Below are 22,407 nucleotides of genomic sequence, written 5' to 3'. Positions count from 1 at the left end.
GCGCCGCCGGACGTCGTCGCTTCGATCAGTACATGCTGCTGGTCATCGCGGCGCCCCAGACCGACCCCCACCAGATCCAGTAGACGATGTCCAAGGCCAGCGTGATGACGCCGAGGACGACACCGGCGGTGGCCATGCCCTTGTTGGTGGCTTCGCCGCGGTTCGCCCGGGCGATGCCGACGCCGCCGAAGACGACGGCGAGGATCGCCAGGACGATGCCGACGATCCCGCACCAGAAGAGGACGATGCCGATGATGCCGGTGACCATGCCGGCGACGCCGAGCCCGTTCTTCGGCTGCTGCATCATCGGGGCGCCGTACGCAGGGGGCATCTGCGGCGGACCGTAAGCGGGCTGCTGCGCCTGGTATCCGGGCTGCGGCTGCGGCGGGTATCCCGGCTGCTGGGGTTGGGGGCTGTAGCCTCCGCCTTGGGGGCTGGGCGGCTGGGAACCGGGCTGGTTGCCGTACGGATCGTACTGGAAACCGCCCTGGCCGGACTGGTCCGGAGGCGGGGGATACGTCATCGCTTCAAACTCTCTGCTCGGGCGGAAACGACACAGGCGTTCACGATAGCCAACCCGGCCACAGGTGGCGGCGAGGGGTGTCCGGCCGCTCACGCTATGGGCAGGGAGCTATTGGTACTGGTCCATCAGGTCGGCGTTGACGTCGGCCCAGAAGAACATGGCGAGCGTCGCGAGCACGATCGCGGCGATGCCGAGGATGAGCCCGGTCGTGGCGGCGCCCTTGTTGTTGGCCTCGCCCTTGTTGACGCGGGAGGTGCCGACGGCGCCGAAGATGACGGCGAGGATGCCGAGGATCCAGCCGATGCAGGGGATGAACAGGCCCCCGAGGGCGCCGATGATGCCGAGGACGAGCCCGGAGGTGCCCATCCCGTTCTTCGGGGCTGCGGGGGGCTGCTGGTAGCCGGGCTGCTGGGGCGGCATTGGTGGGTAGGCCATTGCTTCACAACTTCCTTTGATGGGGCGGACACATCGAGCTTCACCTTATACGAGGCCCGCCAGCTTCGGGGAATGCGTTTTCGGGTCCGGCCCTCACAGGCGGCGGTGGACCAGGCGCCCCCGCAGGACGATCAGCCGCGGTTCGCGGACGGCGGCGAGCCCGGTTCGCGGATCGGAGTCGTAGACGACGACGTCGCCGAGCTCGGGCGGCAGGCCGAGCCACTGGCGGGCCCGCCAGGAGGAGGCGGCGAGCACCTCCGCGGCGGGGATCCCGGCCTCGGTGTGCAGCAGGTGCATCTCCTCGGCGGCCAGGCCGTGGTCGATGCCGCCGCCCGCGTCGGTGCCGAGGTAGACCGGCACGCCCGCCTCCCAGGCGGCGCGCACGACCTCGGCGAATCCGGCCTTCAGGCGCCGCATGTGCGCGGCGTAGGCGGGGAACTTGGCGTCGGCTCCGGCGGCGATGTCGTCGAAGGTCTCGATGTTGATCATGGTCGGCACGAGCGCGGTGCCCTGGGCGGCCATCCGGTCGAGCAGCTCGACCGACAGCCCCGTGCCGTGCTCGATCGAGTCGGCCCCGGCCTCGACGACGCAGGCGATGGCCTCCTCGGAGAAGGTGTGGACGGCGACCTTGGCGCCCTCGGCCTGGGCGGCGTGGATAGCGGCGGTCAGGACCTCGGGCTCGAAGCTGGGGGCGAGGTCGCCCTTGGAGCGGTCGATCCAGTCGCCGACGAGCTTGACCCAGCCGTCGCCGAGCTTCGCCTGCCGGGCCAGCGCGCCCACGACCTCGTCAGGTTCGCATTCGAGGCCGATGCCCCTCAGGTAGCGCTTGGAGGCGGCGACGTGGTGCCCGGCGCGGATGAGGCGCGGCATGCCGTCCTCGCCGACGAGCTCGGGGTAGGGGAACGGCGATCCGGCGTCGCGGATGGCCAGGACGCCCGCGTCGCGGTCGGTGTGGGCGAGCGAGCGGGCCTCGTCGAGGCTCTCGATCGGCGCGGCCCCGCGCCTGATGCCGATGTGGCAGTGGGCGTCGACCAGGCCCGGCAGGGCGTAGCCGCCGGTGGCGACGGTCTCGGCGCCCGGCACCGGCTCGAAGGTGATCCGGTCGCCGTCGACGTAGAGGTCGCGGACGGTGTCGTCGGGCAGCCAGACCACCCGCATGTGAAGCGGGCGAGCTCCGCCCCCGGTCGCACGGCTGTCGGTCATGTCGCCTCGCGCTCGACGTCGGTGTGCTACTTCTTCTTCTGCTGCTTCAGGAACTCGTTGATGTCGATGTCGGGCACGTCGCCCTGGTTCAACTTGGAGAGGTCGGGCATCTCGCCGGGCATCCCGGCGGGCAGCTGCGGGGCCCCGGCCGGGCGGCCGCCGCCGCGGCGCACGACCTTCTTCTTGCCCTTCTTGCCCTTGCGCTTGCCGTAGGGCGACTTGGTGGCCTTGCTCCCGCCCCCGCCGGGCAGGCCCATGGCGCCGCCCATCTGGCGCATCATCTTCTGCGCGTCCTTGAACCGGGTGAGCAGCTGGTTGACCTCGGAGACGGTCACGCCCGAGCCGTTGGCGATGCGCAGGCGCCGCGAGCCGTTGATGAGTTTGGAGTTGCGCCGCTCCGCGGGCGTCATCGAGCGGATGATCGCGGTGGTGCGGTCGATCTGCTTGTCGTCGATGGAGTCGATCTGGTCCTTCATCTGGCCCATGCCCGGCATCATCTTGAGGATGTTGCCGATCGGCCCCATCTTGCGGATGGCCTGCATCTGCTCGAGGAAGTCCTCGAGGGTGAAGTCCTCGCCCTGGAGGAGCTTCTGGGTCATCTCCTCCTTCTGCTCGTCCTCGAAGGCGGCCTCGGCCTGCTCGATGAGGGTGAGCATGTCGCCCATGCCGAGGATGCGCGAGGCCATCCGGTCGGGGTGGAAGACGTCGAAGTCCTCGAGCTTCTCGCCGGTGGAGGCGAAGAGGATCGGCTGGCCGGTGACGTGGCGCACCGACAGGGCGGCGCCGCCGCGGGCGTCGCCGTCGAGCTTGGAGAGGACCACGCCGGTGATGCCGACGCCGTCGCGGAAGGCCTCGGCGGTGTTGACCGCGTCCTGGCCGATCATGGCGTCGATGACGAAGACGACCTCGTCGGGCTCGGTGGCGTCGCGGATGTCGCGGGCCTGGGCCATCATCTCCTCGTCGACGCCGAGGCGGCCGGCGGTGTCGATGATGACCACGTCGCGTCCGGCCCGCTTGGCCTCGTCGACCGAGTCGGTGGCGACCTTGATCGGGTCGCCGACGCCCGACCCGGGCTCGGGCGCGTAGATCGCGACGCCGGCCCGCTCGGCGATGATCTGGAGCTGCCCGACCGCGTTCGGCCGCTGGAGGTCGGCGGCGACGAGCAGCGGCGAGTGGCCCTCGCTCTTGAGGTGCTTGGCGAGCTTCCCGGCGAGGGTGGTCTTGCCGGCGCCCTGGAGGCCGGCGAGCATGATGACCGTCGGGGGCTGCTTGGCGTAGTTCAGGCGCCTGGTCTCGCCGCCGAGGATCGCCACGAGCTCCTCGTTGACGATCTTGACGATCTGCTGGGCGGGGTTGAGCGCCTTGGAGACCTCGGCGCCCTTGCATCGCTCCTTGACCTGGGCGATGAAGCTCTTCACCACGGGGAGGGCGACGTCCGCCTCGAGCAGCGCGAGGCGGATCTCGCGGGCGGTGGCGTCGATGTCAGCTTCGGTCAGGCGGCCCTTGCCGCGGATGGACTCGAAGATTCCCGACAGTCGTTCTGACAGGGCGTCGAACACGGGCGAACCTCTCGGTGGTGGTCATTGCAGCTATCCCTACGAGCTTAACGGCCTTGCCGTCGAACGCGAAGAGGACGGCCGCCCAGCCGGGGAGCTGGGCGGCCGTCCGTCCGAGCGGAACGCCGGGGCCGTCAGGCCTGGACCTTCTCGGGGACCTCGGCGGCGGGCGATCCGATGCCGTTGCCGAGGGCCTCGCCGTTGACGGGCAGGTCGTAGCCGGCCTCGCCGTGCTGGGCGGCGTCGATGCCCGCGAGCTCCTCCTCTTCGCTGATCCTGACGCCCATGGTGAACTTCAGGACCAGGCCGATGATGAGCGCCACGATGAACGAGTAGGCGACCACGGCCAGCACCGCGATGACCTGGTTGGCGAAGAAACTGAAGTCGCCGCCGAAGAACAGGCCGGCCTCTCCGGCGATCTCCGCGGTGGCGAACAGGCCGACCGCGATCGAGCCCCAGATGCCGGCGACCATGTGCAGGCCGACCACGTCGAGCGCGTCGTCGTAGCCGAGCTTGTGCTTCAGGCCGACGGCCAGCGGGCAGATGACACCGGCGATGGCGCCGAGGGCGATCGCGCCGAGCGGCGTCACCAGGCCGGCCGCCGGGGTGATGGCCACGAGACCGGCGATGACGCCGGAGCAGGCGCCGAGCACCGACGGCTTGATGCCGCGGATGCGGTCGACCAGGAGCCAGCCGAGGATCGCGGCGGCGGTGGCGACCTGCGTGTTGAGCAGGGCCAGGCCGGCGTAGGCGTCGGAGACGAACGCCGAGCCGGCGTTGAAGCCGAACCAGCCGAACCACAGCAGGCCGGTGCCGATGACGACCAGCGGCAGGTTGTGCGGCGCGAAGTTGCCGTCCTTCCAGCCGATGCGGCGTCCGACGACGAGCGCGAGGCCGAGGGCTGCGGCTCCGGCGTTGGCGTGGACCGCCGTTCCACCCGCGAAGTCGAGGACGCCCAGGTCCTCGATCCAGCCGCCGCCCCACACCCAGTAGGCGACGGGCGCGTAGACCAGGACGACCCAGGCGGTGGCGAACACGACCCAGGCGCTGAACTTCATGCGGTCGGCCACGGCCCCGGCGATGAGGGCGACGGTGATGATGGCGAACATCATGCCGAAGGCCGACATCGCGCCGGCCGAGACGCCGCCGTCGACCGTGCCGAGGTCGGTCACGTACTCCAGGCCGAAGTTGGTGCTGAGGTCGCCGAACAGCGGGTGGTCGCCGGAGCCGTCGCCGATGGCGATGGACTCGCCGACCAGGACCCAGACGATCGAGACGATGCCGAGGGCGACCAGGCACTTCATCATCATGTTGATGACGCTCTTGGCCCGCGTCAGGCCGCCGTAGAACAGGGCGAGGCCGGGCGTCATGAGCAGAACAAGGGCGGCGGAGATCAGGATCCAGGCGTTGTTGCCTGTGTCGAGCTCGGGCATGGCCGCCTCCTCTCCAGAGATAGGTATGTGTCGGGCTTCGGTTCTGGTCCGGCTTCGAGGGGAGCGACGGTGCTCGGGAGCAGGGGTCACGCGCCGGCCGAGAGGCCGTCATGGCCCGGCGGGCCGCCGATCGGATCGGCGGCGAGCGGCCGGCGCGTGATTCTCCTACCTACCGGAGTCATGTCAGCTTCACCGCGGCGTGTTACGCGACCCGAGCCGCTGTGTTAAAAAGCTGTCGCGAAAGATTTCGAGCGTGTGAACTCGGCCTCACATGGCCTGCCCGAGGCGTGTCCGCAGGCACTGGAGGGGCGGGCGGGGCCGCCGAGGCGATGGTTCGGGCACTCGTGGAATACACCTTGCATTGGCCTGTTCGTTACGAGATCGTGCTCATACCGCGGCGGTCCGGTGCGGACACCGCGACAGACGGGCGGGCCGATGCGATCTACGCTGGCAAGCGTGCATCCGACAGGACGGCGGCCCCGCGGTGTCCGCGCCGGGTGGCGGACAATCTCAAAGTAGGCAGAAGGTGACCGACCGCAATGAGCGTTGAGCCGAAGAAGGCAGCCAGCATATGGGACGTGGCCAAACTGGCCGGCGTCTCGCACCAGACCGTCTCGCGGGTCGTCAACAGCTCGCCACGCGTGGCCCCGACCACCCGCGACCGGGTGCTGGCGGCCATCGAGGAACTCGGGTACCGCCCCAACCGGCTGGCCCGGACCCTCGCGGGCGGGGCGGCGCAGTCGGTCACCGTCCTCACCGCCGACACCTCGCTCTACGGCTCCGAGGCCTCGCTGCGCGGCATCGAGAAGGCCGCCCGCGCCGCGGGCTGGAGCGTCTCGATCTCGGTGCTCGACCCCGACGAGACCCACTCGGACGCCAGCATCATCGCCCGGCTGCCCAGAGCCGGCGAGCCGACCATCATCGTCGCCCACGACGATGCGGGCATGCGCGCCCGGCGCACGCTGCTGGCCGCCCAGCCGCAGGCGCTGGTGGCCATCGGCGAGTACACCGGCGACCACTACGACGAGCCGTGGCTGATCGGCCTCGACGACGGCCAGATCGCCGCCGAGGCCACCCGGTACCTGCTCGGCCTCGGCCACCAGACCGTCCACCACCTGGCGATCCCCACCGCCCTGGGCACCGAGGCCGACCGCAAGTCGCACCGCGCCGAAGGCTGGGCCGACGCGCTGCGCGAGGCCGGGCGGACCCTGCCGCCGATGGTGCACTCGGGGTGGACGATCTCCGAGGCGTTCGAGGCCGTGCGGCCGCTGGTCGAGGACCGCTCGGTGACGGCGATCCTGTGCGGCAACGACGATCTCGCGCTCGCGACGCTGCGCGCCGCGTACCTGACCGGACGGGACGTGCCCGGCGACCTGAGCATCGTCGGCTTCGACAACGCCCCGTTCTCGGCGTACACCACGCCCGCGCTGACCACGGTGAACCAGGACTTCGAGAACGTCGGGCGGGGCGCGTTCGAGCTGCTCAGGCACCGCCTCGACAGCTCGGTGCCGAAGCCGGCCCCGGCGTGGCGGGCGCCCGAGCTGGTCATCCGCGAGACCTCGGGGCCTCCCCCGAGCCGCTAGCCGCATCGACCCGTGAGCTCGTGAAGGCGGGCGTCCACGGCGCCGCTCTCCGCTCCTCCGAATGGTCGACTGCCCCGACACCTGGGTGCGGAACGCCTGTTCGGGCGCACACGGATGCGACACTCTGGGCATGATCCAAGGTTTCAAAGACTTCCTGATGCGTGGCAACGTCGTCGAGCTGGCGGTGGCCGTCGTGATGGGGGCGGCGCTGACCGCGCTGGTCACCTCGTTCGGCGACGCCTTCCTCAACCCGCTCATCACCCTGGCCACCGGAGGCGCCGACATCGGCGGCAGCTTCGAGATCAACGGCGTCGAGTTTCCCTACGGCCTGTTCATCAACGGCCTGCTGGTCTTCTTCCTGACCGCCGCGGCCGTGTACTTCGTGATCGTCCTGCCGTTCAACAAGCTCCGCGAGCGCTTCATGACCCCCGAGGAAGAGGAGCACGTCGAGCGCGAGGAGCAGATCGTGCTCCTGGAGCAGATCCGCGACGCGCTGCGAGCGGATCGAGAGGGATAGCCGCGACGCTCTGCGAGCGGATCGAGAGAGATAGCCGGGACGCGCTGCTGGAGCAGCGCCGCCAGTAGCCTTCGGGCCGGTCCGCGGGGCGGTTCGACGCCGCGCGGACCGGCCCTCCGCGAACGGTGGTCCGGGGCTCTTGCGGCGGTCGCACCCGCGTGGGACCGTGATCAGGCAGCGCGCTCCCGCGACTGCGAACCCGACCGCGAAGGAGCGGTGGACATGCCGACCTCCATACCCCTCGGCGCCCCCGTCTGGGTGGACGCCAACACCCCCGACCTCGCCGCCGAAGTGGCCTTCTACACCCGCCTGTTCGGCTGGACGACCTTCGACAGCGGCGAGGAGTTCGGGCACTACACCGAGTTCTGCCTGGGCTCCAGTGTCGCGAGCGCCCGCGCCGTCGCCGGGATGGCCCCGAACCAGTCCGACCAGCCGGACAAGCCCGCCGGCTGGGGCGTCTCGTTCCACGTGCGCGACTGCGTCTCGGCCGCCGCCGAGGCCGAGAAGCTCGGCGCCGCCACGATCACCAGCCCGATGCGCGTCGGCGACGACCTGGTCTTCGCCGGCATGCGCGATCCCGACGGCGGGACGTTCGGCCTGTACGAGCCGCTGCGCGAGGACATGGGGTTCATGGCGTACGGCGAGCCGGGCGCCGCCGCGTGGTTCGAGTACGTGTACAACGGCGTCCCGGCCGAGGCGATGCAGTTCTACGCGGAGCTGCTGGACTGGTCGGTGGTGGAGGCCGTCTCGGAGGACCCGGACGAGCTCGCTCCGCCGGTGGAGCTGCGCACGCGCGAGTCCGGCTTCGAGTTCGGCGTCTGCCGCGCCGCGGCGGATCCGACGGCTCCTCAATGGATCGTCTGCTTCGCGGTCGGCTCGGTCGACCGGGTGGCCGCCTCCGCGGTCGGGGCGGGCGGCTCGGTGGCGGTGCCGCCGGGCGACGAGGCGGGGATGCGCACCGCGACGCTGGCCTCGCCCACCGGGGCGATGTTCGGCGTCGTCTCCGAGGCGGTCTGAGCCGGCGGGGCGGCCTTCGGCGGCTCCGCTGAACGGGCCTGAACCGCAGAAACATCGGAATCGCTGCGAATGTCGGACCCTCATGCCACCGTTTGTGCGTCAGCACAACGATTTCAGCGAAGGAGCTGCACATCATGGCAGGAGAGATCCCACTCGGCGCACCGATCTGGGTCGACTCGACCACCCCCGACCTGGCCGGAGACACCGCCTTCTACGCGGGCCTGTTCGGCTGGAGCGCACGGGACTACGGCGAGGAGTTCGGGCACTACACCGAACTGCTCCTCGGCGGGGACGGCGACGAGGGCCGCTCCGTGGCGGGCATCGTTCCCGGGGAGGCCCCCGGCCGATGGCACCTGAGCTTCCACGTCGCCGACTGCGAGGCCGCCGCGGCCCGGGCCGAGAAGCTCGGCGGGGCAGTCGTCGAGGCGCCCGCCGAGGTGGGCGGGGACATGAAGTTCGCGATGCTCGCCGACCCGAACGGCGCCGAGTTCGGCCTGCTCCAGCCGATCGGCGAGGGCCCGGGCTTCAAGGCCTACCAGGAGCCGCGCGCCGCTTCGTGGTTCGAGTACAACTACGACGGCGTCCCGGCCGAGGCCATGCGGTTCTACGCCGACCTGCTCGGCTGGAGCGTCGTCGTCCCGCCGTGGACCGACCCGAAGGACCCGCGCCCCTACGCGGCCCTGAGCGCCGAGGGGGGCAAGGGCGAGTTCGGCGGCTGCCACCCCGCCGAGGGCGCCGAGCGGGAGCTGGCGCCGCAGTGGGAGGTCATGTTCGCCGTCGCGAACGCCGACGAGACGTGCGCCATGGCCGAGGAGCTCGGCGGCGAGGTCGTCTCCCCGCCCTCCGACGTGCCGATGCTGCGGGTGGCCGCGATCAGGGCGCCGGGCGGGGCCGCCTTCGGCGTCATGGCCGAGGCCGCTTAGCGCGGGCCGGCAGTGACACGACGGCCATGACCGCGAGGGTCAGCGCGATCATGGCCGCGGCCGGGGCGAGGGTCGCCAGCGGCGCCCGTTCGAGATAGGGCATGGCCCGCGCCAGGCTCGCGCCCCACTCGGGCGAGTCGGCGCCCGCGCCGAGGCCGAGGAAGCCGAGCGAGGCGATGCCGAGGGCCATACCGGGCAGGCGCAGCCCCGCGTGGGAGGCCAGCGGCCGGACCACCAGCGGCAGCACGTGGCGCCTGAGCATCCACAGCGGGCCGGCGCCGAGCGCGCGCCGCGCCTCGAGGTGCCCGGCGGCGCGGGCGGCGGCCACGAGTTCGGCCGCGTGCGCGGCCAGGGGCGGCCACGACACCGCCGTGACGGCCAGCACCGCCCCGAACTGGCCGCGCCCGAAGGCGACCACCACGAGGATGCCCGCGATGGCCACCGGGAAGGAGTTCACCGCCTCCGCCAGCGGGTGCGCCGCCCGCGGCGCGAAGCCGAGCGCCAGGGCGATCAGGTAGGCCAGGGCGCAGGCCGCCACCGCCGCCCCGACAGTCCACAGCGCCCCATGTCCGAGCCTGGCGAGCACGTCGCGCCCGAGCGGGTCGGTGCCGAGCGGATGCGCCCAGGACGGCCCGGCCAGGCGCGAGCCGGTCGCCACCTCGTCGGCGGCGCGCGCGAGTCCGAAGGCGACGGCGAGCAGCAGCGGACCGGCCGTCGCCGCGATCCAGACGATGCCGCGGCCCCGGCCGCCGCGGGCCGGAGGCGCGAGCGCCGCGGCGGCGCCTTCGAGCGCGGGCCCGCCCAGGCGGCGGGAGGCGAGGCGGGCGAGCATCCCGCCCGCGAAGCCCAGGCCGATGAGGAACGCCATGCACGCCTGGAGGATCGGCAGGTCCTGCGCGTCGGCGGCGGCCAGCGCGGCGCGCCCGAGCCCGGGGATCGCGAAGACCGTCTCGACGGCCACGGCACTGCCGGTGATGCTGACCGCGACGATCGCGAACTGCGGGAGCACGGGCGGGACGGCGCGTTTGAGCAGCCCGCGGACGATGCGCGAGCGCCGGTATCCGGAGGACCGCCACTGCCGCACCCAGTCCTCGCCCGCCGTCGTCCCGATCGCGTCGCGGCAGAGCCGGGCGAGCACGCCGCCGCCGGGCAGGCCCATCGCGAGGGCGGGCAGGATCAGGTGGACCGGCGTGTCGAGGCCGTAGGCGGGCAGCAGGCCCGCCCAGGTGGCGAAGACGGCGATGCCGAGGGTGGCGACGAGGAAGTCGGGGAGGGCCACGAGCGAGGCCACCGCGACGCCGCCGGGCCGGGACGGCTTGCCCTCGGCGGCCCGCGCCAGCGCCGGGGCGCAGGCGGCGGCGGTCACGGCGAGCACCACGGCGAGGGCCGCCCCCATGAGCGTGAGCGAGACGCCCAGCGCGGGCCAGACGGTCTCGGCGACGGGCCGGTCGGTGACCCACGAGGTGCCGAGGTCGCCGCGGGCGAGCCCGGTGAGCCAGTCGCGCAGCAGCGGCCACGGCCCGGCGTCGAGGCCGAGATCGGCGCGGACGGCGGTGAGCGCCTCCGGGGTGGACTCCCTGCCGGAGTAGCGGGCGCGCAGGACGGTCAGGGCGGGGTCGCGGTCGGCGATCCAGGGCAGGAATCCGATGGCGGCGAGGAGGGCGAGCAGGGCGCAGGCCCGGAAGGTCAGGCCCTTGAGGGTGCGCACGGGCGGGTCACTCCAGCGTGGTCTCGGCGGTGATGATCTCGAGCTCGCGCGGGTCGGAGGCGACGTTCGCGACGCGCTCGGAGACGCCGACGACGAGGCGCTCGTGGGCGACGGGGACGACGGCGCCCGTGGCGAGGACGGCGGCCTCGGCGTCGAGCGCCGCGGCCCGGCGGTCGCCTTCGGCGAGGGCGATGGCGGCAACGGCCTCGTCGACGGCCGCGTCGGCGAGCTGGGAGACGTTGAAGCCGCCGTCCGAGGTGAAGTCGCTGTCCAGGTAGGTGTAGGGGTCGCCGGAGTCCTGGACGACCGAGCGGGACATCAGGACCGCGTCGAAGGCGCCGGCGAGCATGTCGGGCTCGATGTCGTTGTAGTCCCTCACCTCGGTCTCGACGGTGAAGCCCGCCGCTTCGAGCTGCGAGGCCAAGACGGTGAGCGTCTCGGGCAGTTCGGCGCGGTTGGAGTAGGTGGCGATGGTCAGCGTCTGGCCGTCCACTTCGGCCGGGGCGGGCAGCTCGTGGGCGCGGTGGTCGGCGGCCCAGGCCAGGGCGGGCCCGAAGAGCCCCGCGGGGGCGTCGGCGCGGCCCTCGTAGATGTCGTCGACGATCGGGGCGGGGTCGATCGCGGCGGCGACGGCCGCCCGCATGGCGGGCTCGGCCAGGGGCCCGGCGGCGGTGTTGAGGTAGAAGCTGACGGTTCTGGCGGTGGGGGCGTCCTGGAGGCGCTCGGCGTCGAGGGTCTCGATCTGGGCGTAGGGGACGGCCTCGATGACGTCGGCCTCGCCGGAGCGGAGGGCGGCGACGCGGGTGGCGGCGTCGGGGACGTAGTCGGCGTCGAAGCCGTCCATGGCGGCCGGCTCGCCCCAGTAGTCGTCGTGGCGTTCCATGGCCGCGCCGGTGGTGGTGGCCTCGGTGATACGGAAGGGGCCGGTGGCGTGGCCGACAGGGTTGACAACGGCGCTGTCGGCGGTCTCGCCTTCGAAGGCCGCGGCGGCGAGGACGGCGAGCTGCGGGCTGGAGAGCCGCTGCGGCAGCACGGGGTCGGGCGCGGCGGTGGCGACGGCCAGGGTGTGCTTCCCGGTGGCCTCGGCAGTGAGGCCGACGCCGTCGATGACGCGCGGGACGGCGGCCGCCTCGGCCGCCGCGTTGAGGCTGCGGGCGGCGGTCTCGGCGTCGAGGGCGGTGCCGTCGTGGAAGACGACGTCGTCGCGGAGGGTGAACTCCCAGGTGGTGTCGTCGATCCGGGTCCAGTCGGCGGCGAGCCGCGGGGTGGCGGTGCCGTCGGTCTCGAGGCCGACGAGGGTCTCGGCGACGGCCCAGCGGGCGAGGAGGAAGGCGTCGTCGGAGTGCGGGGACAGGCCCGCGGCGGGGGCGAGGGCCATGGCGATGGTGAGGCGGTCGGATTCGCCCTCACCGCCGGAGAAGCATCCGGCGCCGGCCAGGAGGCCGCCGAGGGCGATGGGGCCGGTGGCGCCGAGGAGGACGCGGCGGTTCAAAGGCATCGCAGTGACCTTCATCTCTAATCGCATACAAGTTCTTATTGCAAATCGCATGCAATACTGGCACGCATGTCCAGTCTTGCGACCGCGCCCGGAGGCCGGGGTGTACGGGATTACGTCTTGAGGCGAGCGGAGGCCGATGACCTGGCGCAGGCCCGCTCGGTCATGCTCGACACGGTCTACCGCGATTTCGGGCACGGCTACCTGCCGCAGTGGCACTCCGACATCATCGATCTGGAGTCGTACTACCTGGCGCCGGAGGACAACGCGCTGTTCGTGGCCGAGCGGGACGGCGCCGTGGTGGGGACGGCCGGGGTGCGGGGGCAGACGCCGAGCTCGCCGCCGCATCCGCCGGAGGTGGCCGAGCGGTTCGAGGCGGGGCGGACGGCGAGCCTGTACCGGGTCTACGTGCGGCCCGAGCACCGCAGGAGGGGCCTGGCGGGCGCGCTGGTGGACGCGTGCCTGGACTTCATCGGCACGCGAGAGCGGTACACCGGCGTCTACCTGCACACCGACGCGCGCACGCCGGGGGCGGTGGAGTTCTGGTCGAGGCGCGGCGCGGTCGTCTTCGACGAGCGGCTCGTCTCGGGCGAGACCTTCGGCCCGGGGGCCCACTCGGAGCCCTTCGAGACAGTCCACTTCGAACTGGAACTGCGCCGCTAGGGCCGTGCCGCCGCGGCCGGTCGGCGACCGTCCGAACGGCCATCCATGCGCCTCGGCACTCGAGGCGGCTTCGACCGTCCGGCGGTGTTCTGCGCGCGGCCGCGAGGGCTCAGCGTTCCATGCCGATGCGCAGCCGGTTGCCGTCCGGGTCCCGCAGTTCGAACTCACGGGTGCCCCACTCGGTGTCCTCCGCCCGCGTCCCGAAGCGGGCCGCGATGTCGTCCACGTCGTTCAGCCGCAGGTACACCACTCCGTCCGGGTGGGCGTCGCCCTCGTGTTCGGACAGGAACAGCGCCACCTCCCCGCGGGCCACTTCGGCGAACGCCGGGAGGCCCGGCTCGAAGCGGTGCTCCCACCGCTTGGTGAAGCCCAGCCGCTCGTACCACCGCACCGCCGCGGCGGCGTCCTCGACTCGGAGGATCGGGATCGCCTGTTCGCTCATCGGTCCATCGTGGCAGCCGCCTCCGACAAGGCCCCGCCGCCGCACGCGGCCTTCTCACACTGACCACAGCGGCCGCGCGCCCGGCCCGACCGGTTCCCGCCTCGGCACATCGAAATCGTCGGCGCGCGGCCGTGCCGCCGCGAGCGGCGCCGCCTCGGCTCGGGGCTCCCGCACGGCACGGCCGAGGGGCCGTCCCCCGGCGGCTGGGGACGGCCCCTCGGTGGGAGTCGAGTCCTGGGTTAGAACTTCGACCAGTATCGTGCGGCCACGGCCTTGTCCGGGTAGTCGCTGAACACCGCGTCCACCCCGAGTTCGAAGAACAGCTCGTACTCGGCGCGGTAGTGCCCCCACTTCGCCTCCTTGGGGCCCTTACGGAAGTCGGCGGGCAGGAAGGAGTTCTCGTTGCGGAACGTCCACACGTGCACCTCGAGGCCGCGCTCGTGCGCGCGCTCGACCACGTCGGTCGGCTCCAGCAGGTAGCCGTCCTCGTCCCGCGGCACGATGCGGTCCTTGTTGAGGCTGATCGTGTCGAGCGTGGCGGCGTACAGGTCCAGGTCGGCGTCGGAGATCTCGCCCGAGCCGCCGATGTTCAGCCCGACCGGGTTGTCGATGCGCTCGTCGATCTCGACCAGGCTCGGGTACTCGAAGGACTGGACCCACACCGGGGAGTCCTCCTCGTCGAGCTCACGCTCCTCGAGCAGGTCGGCCAGCGCGTCCTCGATGCTCAGCCCCTGCTCCTTGTAGTAGCTGGGGTGCTTCATCTCCGGGTAGGTGATGACCTCGCGGCCGAGCCCGTCGACGTAGTCGAGCACCTCGTCGTAGGTGACGAGCTCGAACTTCCCGTCCCAGGCGGCGCTCTGCGGGCGCAGCTCGGGGATGCGCTCCTCGGCGCGGAGGGTCTTGAGCTCGGCGAGGGTGAAGTCGTCGGCGAACCAGTCGGTGACGGGCTGCCCGTCGATCGTCTTGGTGGTCTTGCGGTCGGCGAACTCGGGGTGTTCGGCGACGTCGGTGGTGCCGCTCAGCATCGGCTCGTGGCGGGCCAGCAGCTCGCCGTCGGCGGTGAGCACGAGGTCGGGCTCGACGACGTCGGCGCCGAGGGCGACGGCGAGCTGGTAGGCCTCCAGCGTGTGCTCGGGGAGGTAGCCGCTGGCGCCTCGGTGGGCGATGACGATCGGCTCGTCGGCGTGCCCGTGGCTCGACTCGCCGTGGCTCGACTCGCCGTGGTTCGGCTCGGCGGCGGCCGGGGCGGCCGCGACGCCCAGTGCGGCGACGGCCGCCGCGGCGGCGGCGAGGCCGCGAAGGAGCGCACCCTTGCGGGACATTCGGTCCTCTTCTCGTTCGGGGTCTGGGGCTTCCAGTACAGCGGCCGCGGCCGTCGCGCACACTGCCCGATCGTGAACGGCGCTTGAACGCTCGTCGAAATCGGGCGGATCAGGCGCCTCAGGCCGCGGCGGCGCCGTCGAAGAAGACGGCGATGACGGCGGCGCTGGCCTGCTCGGGGCCGAGCTCGCCTCCGGCCATGAGTCGCAGGGAGTTCTGGATGAGGCCGGTGAACAGCGAGAACAGGATCTCGGTGGGGATGTCGCCGCGCAGCGTCCCGTCGGCGACGCCGCGCCGGAGCAGTTCGCGGATGGGCCTGGCGATCTCGTGCTCGGTCTCGGGGTCCTTGTCGGCGGGCTCGCCGCCCATCCGGGCCATGAACGCGAAGCGGGTCCCGGCGGTCATGAAGCCGCGGCACAGCCGGGAGAGCCCTTCGCGGACGTCCACGGTGTCCAGTTCGGCGTCGGCGACGCGCGCTTGGAGTTCGGCGAAGGCCAGCTCGACGAGGCCGTTCAGCAGCGCCTGCCGGCTCGGGAAGTAGCGGTACAGCGTGGCCCGGCCGACCCCGGCGGCCGAGGCGACCTCGGCCATACTCGCGGCCTCGCCGCGCTCGCTGAACACCTGCGCCGCCGCGTCGAGGATGCCCGTGGCGGTGCGATCGCGCAGGTCGGGACGTCTGATCATGCCGGTAGCCTATGTGAGAGACATGTGTGTATCATGATGAGACACTATTGTCTCATCTTCTCGGGAGCGTCGCATGAACACCCGCAGACTCGGCACCACCGACTTCGAGCTCACGCCGATCGGACTGGGCTGCATGCAGTTCAGCAACGTCGGCGCCGGAGGCAGCTTCTATGCGCCCACCGCGCAGGAGACCGTCACCGACATCGTCCGCACCTCCATGGAGAGCGGCGTCAACTGGTTCGACACCGCGGAGATGTACGGCCACGGCCACTCCGAACGGGCCCTGACCACCGCACTCCACGAGCTCGGCGTCCGCCCCGGCGAGGTCACCGTCGCCACCAAGTGGCCGCCGCTGGGCCGCAGCGCCCGCAGCATCGGCGCCACCGTCCAGGACCGCATCGACGCCCTCCAGGGCTTCCCGATCGACCTCCACCAGATCCACATGCCGTGGGGGAGCCTCTCCCCCATCTCGAGCCAGGTCGAGGCCATGGCCCGCCTCCAGAGCGAGGGCAGGATCGCCTCGATCGGCGTCAGCAGCTTCAGCGCGAAGCAGATGGAGCGCAGCAGGGCCGTCCTGCGCTCGCACGGCATGTCGTTGGCCTCCAACCAGATCCAGTTGAGCCTGCTGCATCGCGAGGCCGAGCGCAACGGCGTGCTCAAGACCGCGCGGGAATTCGGCGTCACCCTCATCGCCTTCTCGCCCTTGCGGTCCGGCATGCTCACCGGCAAGTTCCACGACGAGCCGGAGCGGCTGGCCTCGGTCAAGCCGATCCGCCGCCTCATCGGCCGGTTCAACCGCAAAGAGCTGGAGCGCACCGCCCCGCTCATCGACGAGCTGAAGGCCGTCGCCGCCGCCCACGGCGTGACGGTGAGCCAGATCGCGCTCGCCTGGCTCGTGACCTTCTACGGCGACACCGTGGTCGCCATCCCCGGGGCCTCGCGCCCCGAACAGGCCGCCGAGTCCGCCGCCGCCGCCGAGATCAAGCTCTCCGACATGGAGCTGAACCGGCTCGACGAGGTCTCCAAGAGCATCGCTCGCAACACCCGATAGAGGCGTGCGGCCGAGGCGCCATGGAAACCCGCCTCGGCCGCATCGCCTCACTCGGCGACGCTGATGCCCCGGTCCTTCAGGTCGTTCACCGTCCACTCCTGCATGTGGGGCAGGATGTCGACGAACTCGATGTCGCCGGCCATCGCCTTGCCCCACTGGTCGGCCAGCTCCTCGTACATCGAGGTCGAGTTCGGGCCGTAGATCCAGCCCTCGGCGAACACGGCCGACTCCAGGATCACCGGCACGGCCCCCTCGGCGTTCTCGCCGAGGAGCTCTGAGGGCACCACGGCGTCGAGGTACGGCTCGGTGTCCCCGACCGCCGGGTACCAGCCCGAGCCGGTGTCCGGGGCGGCCATGATGGACACCGCAGCCTCGTTGGTGCACAGCCACACGGCGGCTTCGACGGCCCGCTCGGGGTGCTCGCTCAGGGAGGTGACCATGAGCCCGGCGGTGTCCCCCGCCGAGACCGGCTCGGCGCCCATGATGCCGAGGTTCGGCGCGAGGGCCCACTGCCCGAGCGTCGCGCTCATGTTGGCCTGGTGGCCGGCCAGCTGCCAGGTGGAGGTCTGGCGCAGCACGATGTTGCCCTGGTCGTACTCCTGCATCATCGCCGCGTAGTCGGCGTAGGAGATCTTCTCGACCAGCTCGTCGTCGAACAGCTGCTGGACGATCTCGGCCGCGTAGCGGCTCGGCTCGGAGTCGATCTCGATCCTCCATGCCTCGCCGTCGATCTGATACCAGCGGGCGCCGGCCTGCCAGGCCATGTTCATCCACGTCGAGGGGTCCTCGCCGGCGAAGTTGAAGATGTGGCGGCCGTCCTGCTTCAGCTCCCTGCCGGTCTCGACGACCTCCTCCCAGGTGGTCGGCACCGCCAGGCCGGCCTCGTCGAAGGCGGGCTGCCACACCATGACGAAGTGGGGGTTGCGCATGTTGGGGACGCCGTAGACGATGTCGCCGATCGTCAGGCCCGCGATCGCCGAGGGGTCGAGCGCCTCGGCGTGCGGCTCGAGCATCGCGCCGATGTCGACGACCTGCTGCTGGGCCAGCAGTTCGGCGCCGTTGCGATTGTCGCTCTGGAACAGGTCGGGCGCGCCGTCGGCGTCGCCGGCCTCGACGGCCTGGTTGACCTGGTTGACCATCTCGGCGGCGGGCACCTCGACGTACTCGATCTGGACGTCGTCGACGTCGTGGGCCTCGTTGAACGCCGCGATGGCGTCGGCCATGCCCGCCTTGTCGCTCCACAGCTTCAGGGTGACCGGGCCGGAGTCGCCGCCCTCGTCACCGCCCCCGCAGGCGGCGAGCAGCGGCGCGGCCGCCGCCGCGCCGAGACCGGCCTTGGCGAGCGTGCGCCGTCGCAGTCCGCTGGTGTCGTTCATGTCGTTCCTTCTCTCTGGGGGGGGATTCGGGGTTCGGAATGGGCGGGCCGGAGAGGCGAACGGCCGCCTCCCCGCCGAGCCCGACGGTGTTCGCCGAGCGCCGGTGCGGCCGGTGCGGCCCGGGTCGACCGGCGCCACGAAGCTATGGAACCGGTTTCTATAACCTATCAACGCTGGTGCAGAAATCACGGTCCATACCTCCTCATATAGCCTCAAAACTCAACGGGAACCGCTTACTACATGACATCCTGACGCCATACCGGCCCAGAGTCAAGCCCTCTGAATTTCGATACGGAAACGGCCGGGCCGCCACGCGCATGCGCGTGGCGGCCCGGCCGCGAGGAAACGATGCCGAGAACCCGGCGCGACCGCGGCACCGCCGAAGAGCGGACTCCTCGACGCCGGCCGGCGTGGGCCCTGTGTGGAGCGTCCGCTACCGCTCGGCGGTGAGCAGCTGGGAGGCCGCCAGATCCCGGTACAGCTCGTCGGTCTCGACCAGCTCGGCGTGCGGGCCCACGGCCCGCACCCGCCCGGCGTCGAGCACCACGATCTGGTCGGCGCTGGTCACCGTCGACAGCCGGTGCGCCACCACGAGCACGTTCGTGCGCGCGGCGGCGTCGAGCATGACCTGCTTGAGCGCGGCCTCGTTGGCGGCGTCGAGCTGCGAGGTGGCCTCGTCCAGCAGCAGCAGCCGCGGCTTGCGCAGCAGCGCCCGGGCGATCGCCACCCGCTGCCGCTCCCCGCCCGAGATCGTCATGCCCCGGTAGCCGATCTGCGAATCGAGGCCGTCGGGCAGGCGGCCGACCAGGTCGCTCAGGCGCGCGAGCTTGACGACGTCCTCGACCTCCTCGTCGGAGGCCCCGGGCGCGGCCATGACGAGGTTCTCGCGCAGCGTCCCGTGCAGGACCGGCGCGTCCTGCTCGACGTAGCCGATCATGCGGCGCAGGGCGGCCAGCGGCCAGTCGCCGACCTCGCGGCCGTCGACGGTGACCGTACCGCTGGTGGCCGGGTAGAACCGCTCGATGAGCGAGAACACCGTGGTCTTGCCGGCCCCGGAGGGGCCGACCAGCGCGGTCAGGCCGCTTCCGCTGGACTCGAAGGTGATCCCGTGGTGGACGTACGGGAGGTCGTCGGCGTAGCGGAAGGTGACGTCCCGGAAGGCCACGCGCGCAGGGCCGTCACCGGTCTCGACGACGGTGCCGTTCGTGGGCGCCTCGGCGTCGAGATCGGCGACGTCCTCGACCCGCTTGACGGCCGCCAGGCCGGTCTGGAGCTGCGAGAGCGACGCGATCAGGCCGTTGACCGGCCCCATGAGGTAGAACAGCAGCAGCAGGAAGCCGATGAGCGTGTCGACGCCCATCGAACCGGACGCGACGCGGGCGCCGCCGACGCCGAGCACCATCAGGAACGCGAGGTTGACCGGCAGGAACGCGACCACGCCGGCCAGGGCCTCCCAGAACGAGGCGCGCACGCCCTTGTCGCGGGCGGTCCGCGCGGCCTCGTCGAGGCGCCGGATCTCGTGCTCCTCGGCGCTGGAGGCCTTGACGGTCCGGAAGGCGGTGAAGACGCGCTCCAGCAGCGAGCCCATGTCCCCCAGCGCCGTCTGGGACTCCACGGTGGCGTTCTGGATGCGCGGCATGATGAACAGCATCGTCACGGTCACCAGCACGACCATCGCCATGGTGGTGCCGAACAGGATCGGGTCGAGCCAGGCCATGAGGGCGATGCCGCCGACGATCATGAACGAGTCGGTGACGCCGCCGATGACGGTGGTGCTGGCGACGGTGCGCAGCAGGTTCGTGTCGGAGGTGAGCCGGGAGACCAGGTCGCCGGGGCGCAGCCGGTCGACCTCGGCCACCTTGAGGCGCACGAGCGTGCCGATGACGCGGCGGCGCACGGTCAGGACCACGTCCTGGCCGGCGATCTGCATCAGGTAGGGGCCCAGGGCGCTGAGGGCGCCGCCGACGAGGACGACCGCGCCGAGCAGGATCAGCGGCCCGCGCAGGGACGTGTCGTCGGAGAGCGCCTCGATGACGTCCATGGCGATGAGGGGCTGGACCAGGCCGGTGATCCCGCCCAGGAACGAGAGCGCCCCGCCGATGAGGAGCAGGCGCAGGTGCTGGCGGGCGTACGCCCACAGCCGGCCGATCGGGGCCTTCTCGGGCGGTTCGGCGGCGGCGGTTTCGGCCGGCTTCTCCGGGGACGGTGGCGGTTCGGCCGGAGCGGTCTCGACCGTGCTGACAGCAGTCATGGGTGGTTTCCTCCGCTGGGTGCTTGCGGTTGGCATCGACGCTACCCGGTGGGGCCGACATCGCCCTCGTCCCAGAGTCGTAGAACGGACCTCGACGCCGGTCGTAGGACCTCAGTCCTCGGCCAGGACGATGACCTTGTCGCCGGGCTGGAGCACCACCTGCTGGGCCTTGTCGGGGTTGAGCACCACGCCGTACCCGGGGGCCTGCTGGGCGAGCGCGACCTGCCGGTAGCCGATGGCGAGCTCGCCGCGCCGCCTGGCGCTCTCGGCGACGGTGTAGAAGTTCACCGGCACGCCGGTGCGGACGTAGTGGTCGCACGGCTTGAGGTAGATCTCGGAGCCCTCGGGGCTGAACAGCTGCCCGAACACGGCCGACAGGTGCGGGTTCTCGGCGGTCTGGGTGAGCAGCAGGCTGATGAGCTTGTCGCTGACGATGAAGTCGTCGGCCTGGGTGACCTGGGCGAGGGCGCGGTTGCGGTCGTCGGCCATCTCGGAGACGACCTTGAAGCGGGTGTTCGCCCGCTGCGCCATGTCGCGCAGGTGGAGCAGGGTCACCAGGGTCTTGGAGTCGGCCAGTTTCGCCTCGACGTCGTCGGAGCACAGGGCGATGATGTGGTTGTACGTGCCGACCCCCAGCGATTCGAGCAGCCGCCGGTCGGTGGGGTCCTCTTCCTTGAAGTTCAGGGCCTGGACGCGCATGGCGGGCCCGATCCTGCGGACGGCGTCGGCCGCGGCGGGGTGGTCGGTGACGAGGTCGGTGACCGAGCCGGGGACGACGTACTGGTCGAGCTGTTCGAGGATCATGCGCGAGCGGGCGTTCCAGCCGAGGATGAGGGTCCGCTCGGGGCGGTTCCCGGCCTCGCCGCGGGCGACGATGGCGCTCTCGTCGATGGCCGGGGGCGTGCCGTCCAGGACGATCGCGCTGTCGTCGGCGGCGATGAGGATGAGCTTGTCGCCGGGCTGGAGCTGGGCGTTCGCCGGCGGGTTGATGTGGCAGACGCCCTCGCGGGTGAGCACGCCCAGCAGCGAGGAGGTGCGGTAGGAGTGCATGGCCTGGCCGAGCGGCCGCCCGAAGAGCGCGGGCTCCTCGACCATGTAGATCTCGTCGCCGCCGAAGTCGAGCAGGTCGGTGTAGACCACGGACAGGCCGGACTGGCGGCAGGTCTGGACCATCAGGCGGGCCATGAGGTCGTTGGCGTCGACGAGGTGGGCCATGCGCCCGCCCGCGAGGCGGGCCGCGGGGAGGTTGCGGCCCTCGACGACGGCGCCGACGACGTGGCAGCCGATCTGGGTGTTCTGGCCGCCCTGGGTGACGGCGAGGAGGCTGCGCACGAGCTGGGCGTCGGGGTCGTCCTCGTCGGAGGTGAGCATCATGATGCTCTTGGCCTGGCCGGGGTTGACGATGGCGATGTCGGCGGGGTCGGCCGGGTCGCCGGTGCGGCAGACGACCTTGGTGCCCTTGAGGTCGGGGATCTTCGTGCGGACCTCGTCCTCCATTTCGACCTTGTCGCGGTCGGCGAGGATCACGATGCAGGCGCCTTTCTCGCTCTCATTGGCCCCCACCAGTTCCGCTATGACGATGAACACCTGGTCCGACCATCCGAGAATGAGGGTGTGGTCCTTCTCGACGACGAAGGAGCGGCCCTTTCGCAGCTCTTCGAGTTTCGCGTCGAGACCGGTGGTGAGGACACCGACGAGCGAGGAGAGGATCACCAGTCCGCCGATGGTGGTGACGAACATGATGACCATGAACGGGAGGCCGACGTCGGCGGCGCCGGTGATGGTGCCCGCGTCGAGGATGTGAATGAACGATGTCCACAGTGTATTGAGAAGGCCGCCGTCGCCCGAGGCGGTGGCGACGAGCAGGAGGGCGCCGATCGCGGTGAGCGCCAGCGTGATGACGGTCAGCCATCCGATGAGCGCTTTGGTGCCCTTCGACATCGTGTTGTCGAACCAATAGCGCGCACGCTGCCGGAAAGTGGGGTCGGCCATCGGAGGAATCCTTTCTAGGCGCGCGATGGGCGGATTCACGCGAAGGTCGGCGGGTTTCGTTCAGGGGTCGGCCATGACGAAGTTCCCGAAATTGTCAGTGCAGCGAAGGTAACCCCGAAGGACAACCCCTTTTCTCGAAGCCCCCGGTCACAGCGCCGTTCGCGGCCTCGGGCCGCGGCGGTCGGGGCCGAGATCACAGTAGGGGACGGGAGGCGCGGTGGTCGGAATCGCCGAA

The 22,407-nt window shown here is 71.4% G+C and carries 19 protein-coding genes; 6 read left to right on the top strand and 13 right to left on the bottom strand.

Features of this window, described 5'->3' with window-relative positions:
• Positions 1 to 25: 25 nt before the first annotated feature.
• From YWW_RS34850 to YWW_RS28605, 5 genes are all read right to left on the bottom strand, one after another.
• Positions 26 to 523, bottom strand: coding sequence for a DUF4190 domain-containing protein (locus tag YWW_RS34850; protein ID WP_081687225.1), 498 nt, complete (start codon positions 521 to 523; stop codon positions 26 to 28).
• Positions 524 to 631: 108 nt separating this feature from the next.
• Entirely contained in the window at positions 632 to 958 is a 327-nt protein-coding gene (locus YWW_RS28610; protein ID WP_155829959.1) for a DUF4190 domain-containing protein, read from the bottom strand.
• 93 nt (positions 959 to 1,051) lie between these two features.
• Complete coding sequence (locus YWW_RS0106000; protein WP_051325432.1) at positions 1,052 to 2,161, bottom strand: amidohydrolase family protein; 1,110 nt, start codon at positions 2,159 to 2,161, stop codon at positions 1,052 to 1,054.
• Between the two features lie 26 nt (positions 2,162 to 2,187).
• Positions 2,188 to 3,720 carry a signal recognition particle protein gene (gene ffh / locus YWW_RS0105995; RefSeq protein ID WP_026929403.1) on the bottom strand — a complete coding sequence of 511 codons (1,533 nt, stop codon included), beginning with the start codon at positions 3,718 to 3,720 and terminating at the stop codon, positions 2,188 to 2,190.
• Between the two features lie 131 nt (positions 3,721 to 3,851).
• On the bottom strand, positions 3,852 to 5,150 hold the full coding sequence (locus YWW_RS28605) for an ammonium transporter (protein ID WP_035697896.1): 1,299 nt from the start codon (positions 5,148 to 5,150) through the stop codon (positions 3,852 to 3,854).
• 578 nt (positions 5,151 to 5,728) lie between these two features.
• Between YWW_RS28605 and YWW_RS0105985 the strand changes: the two genes are divergently transcribed.
• The 4 genes from YWW_RS0105985 to YWW_RS0105970 all read left to right on the top strand — a co-directional run bounded on the left by YWW_RS0105985 (position 5,729) and on the right by YWW_RS0105970 (position 9,190).
• Positions 5,729 to 6,733 carry a LacI family DNA-binding transcriptional regulator gene (locus tag YWW_RS0105985; protein ID WP_211228447.1) on the top strand — a complete coding sequence of 335 codons (1,005 nt, stop codon included), beginning with the start codon at positions 5,729 to 5,731 and terminating at the stop codon, positions 6,731 to 6,733.
• Positions 6,734 to 6,863: 130 nt separating this feature from the next.
• Positions 6,864 to 7,250: a large conductance mechanosensitive channel protein MscL gene (mscL, locus tag YWW_RS0105980; protein WP_026929401.1), complete on the top strand. Its 387-nt coding sequence runs from the start codon at positions 6,864 to 6,866 to the stop codon at positions 7,248 to 7,250.
• Between the two features lie 222 nt (positions 7,251 to 7,472).
• Positions 7,473 to 8,267 carry a VOC family protein gene (locus tag YWW_RS33785; protein ID WP_051325431.1) on the top strand — a complete coding sequence of 265 codons (795 nt, stop codon included), beginning with the start codon at positions 7,473 to 7,475 and terminating at the stop codon, positions 8,265 to 8,267.
• A 134-nt stretch (positions 8,268 to 8,401) separates the two neighbouring features.
• Entirely contained in the window at positions 8,402 to 9,190 is a 789-nt protein-coding gene (locus tag YWW_RS0105970) for a VOC family protein (protein WP_035704104.1), read from the top strand.
• Here the strand turns inward: YWW_RS0105970 and YWW_RS28595 are convergent.
• Positions 9,171 to 10,898, bottom strand: a complete 1,728-nt coding sequence (locus YWW_RS28595; RefSeq protein WP_051325430.1) for an ABC transporter permease subunit — start codon at positions 10,896 to 10,898, stop codon at positions 9,171 to 9,173. The genes YWW_RS0105970 and YWW_RS28595 overlap by 20 nt on opposite strands.
• 7 nt (positions 10,899 to 10,905) lie before the next feature.
• Positions 10,906 to 12,396, bottom strand: a complete 1,491-nt coding sequence (locus YWW_RS0105960; RefSeq protein WP_026929399.1) for an ABC transporter substrate-binding protein — start codon at positions 12,394 to 12,396, stop codon at positions 10,906 to 10,908.
• A 117-nt stretch (positions 12,397 to 12,513) separates the two neighbouring features.
• Between YWW_RS0105960 and YWW_RS0105955 the strand changes: the two genes are divergently transcribed.
• Positions 12,514 to 13,056 carry a GNAT family N-acetyltransferase gene (locus YWW_RS0105955; RefSeq protein ID WP_026929398.1) on the top strand — a complete coding sequence of 181 codons (543 nt, stop codon included), beginning with the start codon at positions 12,514 to 12,516 and terminating at the stop codon, positions 13,054 to 13,056.
• 109 nt (positions 13,057 to 13,165) lie between these two features.
• Here the strand turns inward: YWW_RS0105955 and YWW_RS0105950 are convergent, their stop codons facing one another.
• From YWW_RS0105950 to YWW_RS28590, 3 genes are all read right to left on the bottom strand, one after another.
• Positions 13,166 to 13,498, bottom strand: a complete 333-nt coding sequence (locus YWW_RS0105950; protein ID WP_026929397.1) for a bleomycin resistance protein — start codon at positions 13,496 to 13,498, stop codon at positions 13,166 to 13,168.
• A gap of 239 nt (positions 13,499 to 13,737) precedes the next feature.
• Entirely contained in the window at positions 13,738 to 14,820 is a 1,083-nt protein-coding gene (locus tag YWW_RS0105945) for a glycerophosphodiester phosphodiesterase family protein (RefSeq protein ID WP_026929396.1), read from the bottom strand.
• Positions 14,821 to 14,938: 118 nt separating this feature from the next.
• On the bottom strand, positions 14,939 to 15,502 hold the full coding sequence (locus tag YWW_RS28590) for a TetR/AcrR family transcriptional regulator (RefSeq protein WP_051325428.1): 564 nt from the start codon (positions 15,500 to 15,502) through the stop codon (positions 14,939 to 14,941).
• 73 nt (positions 15,503 to 15,575) lie between these two features.
• Between YWW_RS28590 and YWW_RS0105935 the strand changes: the two genes are divergently transcribed.
• Positions 15,576 to 16,553: an aldo/keto reductase gene (locus YWW_RS0105935; protein ID WP_026929395.1), complete on the top strand. Its 978-nt coding sequence runs from the start codon at positions 15,576 to 15,578 to the stop codon at positions 16,551 to 16,553.
• Between the two features lie 47 nt (positions 16,554 to 16,600).
• Here YWW_RS0105935 and YWW_RS0105930 read toward each other — a convergent pair whose 3' ends face one another.
• The 3 genes from YWW_RS0105930 to YWW_RS0105920 form a co-directional block, all read right to left on the bottom strand.
• Complete coding sequence (locus YWW_RS0105930) at positions 16,601 to 17,929, bottom strand: ABC transporter substrate-binding protein (RefSeq protein ID WP_026929394.1); 1,329 nt, start codon at positions 17,927 to 17,929, stop codon at positions 16,601 to 16,603.
• A gap of 433 nt (positions 17,930 to 18,362) precedes the next feature.
• A complete protein-coding gene (locus tag YWW_RS28585; protein ID WP_081687224.1) occupies positions 18,363 to 20,180 on the bottom strand; it encodes an ABC transporter ATP-binding protein in 1,818 nt (605 codons plus the stop codon).
• A gap of 111 nt (positions 20,181 to 20,291) precedes the next feature.
• A complete protein-coding gene (locus tag YWW_RS0105920) occupies positions 20,292 to 22,172 on the bottom strand; it encodes a CASTOR/POLLUX-related putative ion channel (RefSeq protein WP_026929393.1) in 1,881 nt (626 codons plus the stop codon).
• Positions 22,173 to 22,407 lie beyond the last annotated feature (235 nt).

This window comes from Glycomyces tenuis DSM 44171, from assembly GCF_000427885.1.
GTDB classification, from domain to species: domain Bacteria; phylum Actinomycetota; class Actinomycetes; order Mycobacteriales; family Micromonosporaceae; genus Glycomyces; species Glycomyces tenuis.
This window is presented reverse-complemented; position numbering and strand designations above follow the sequence as displayed.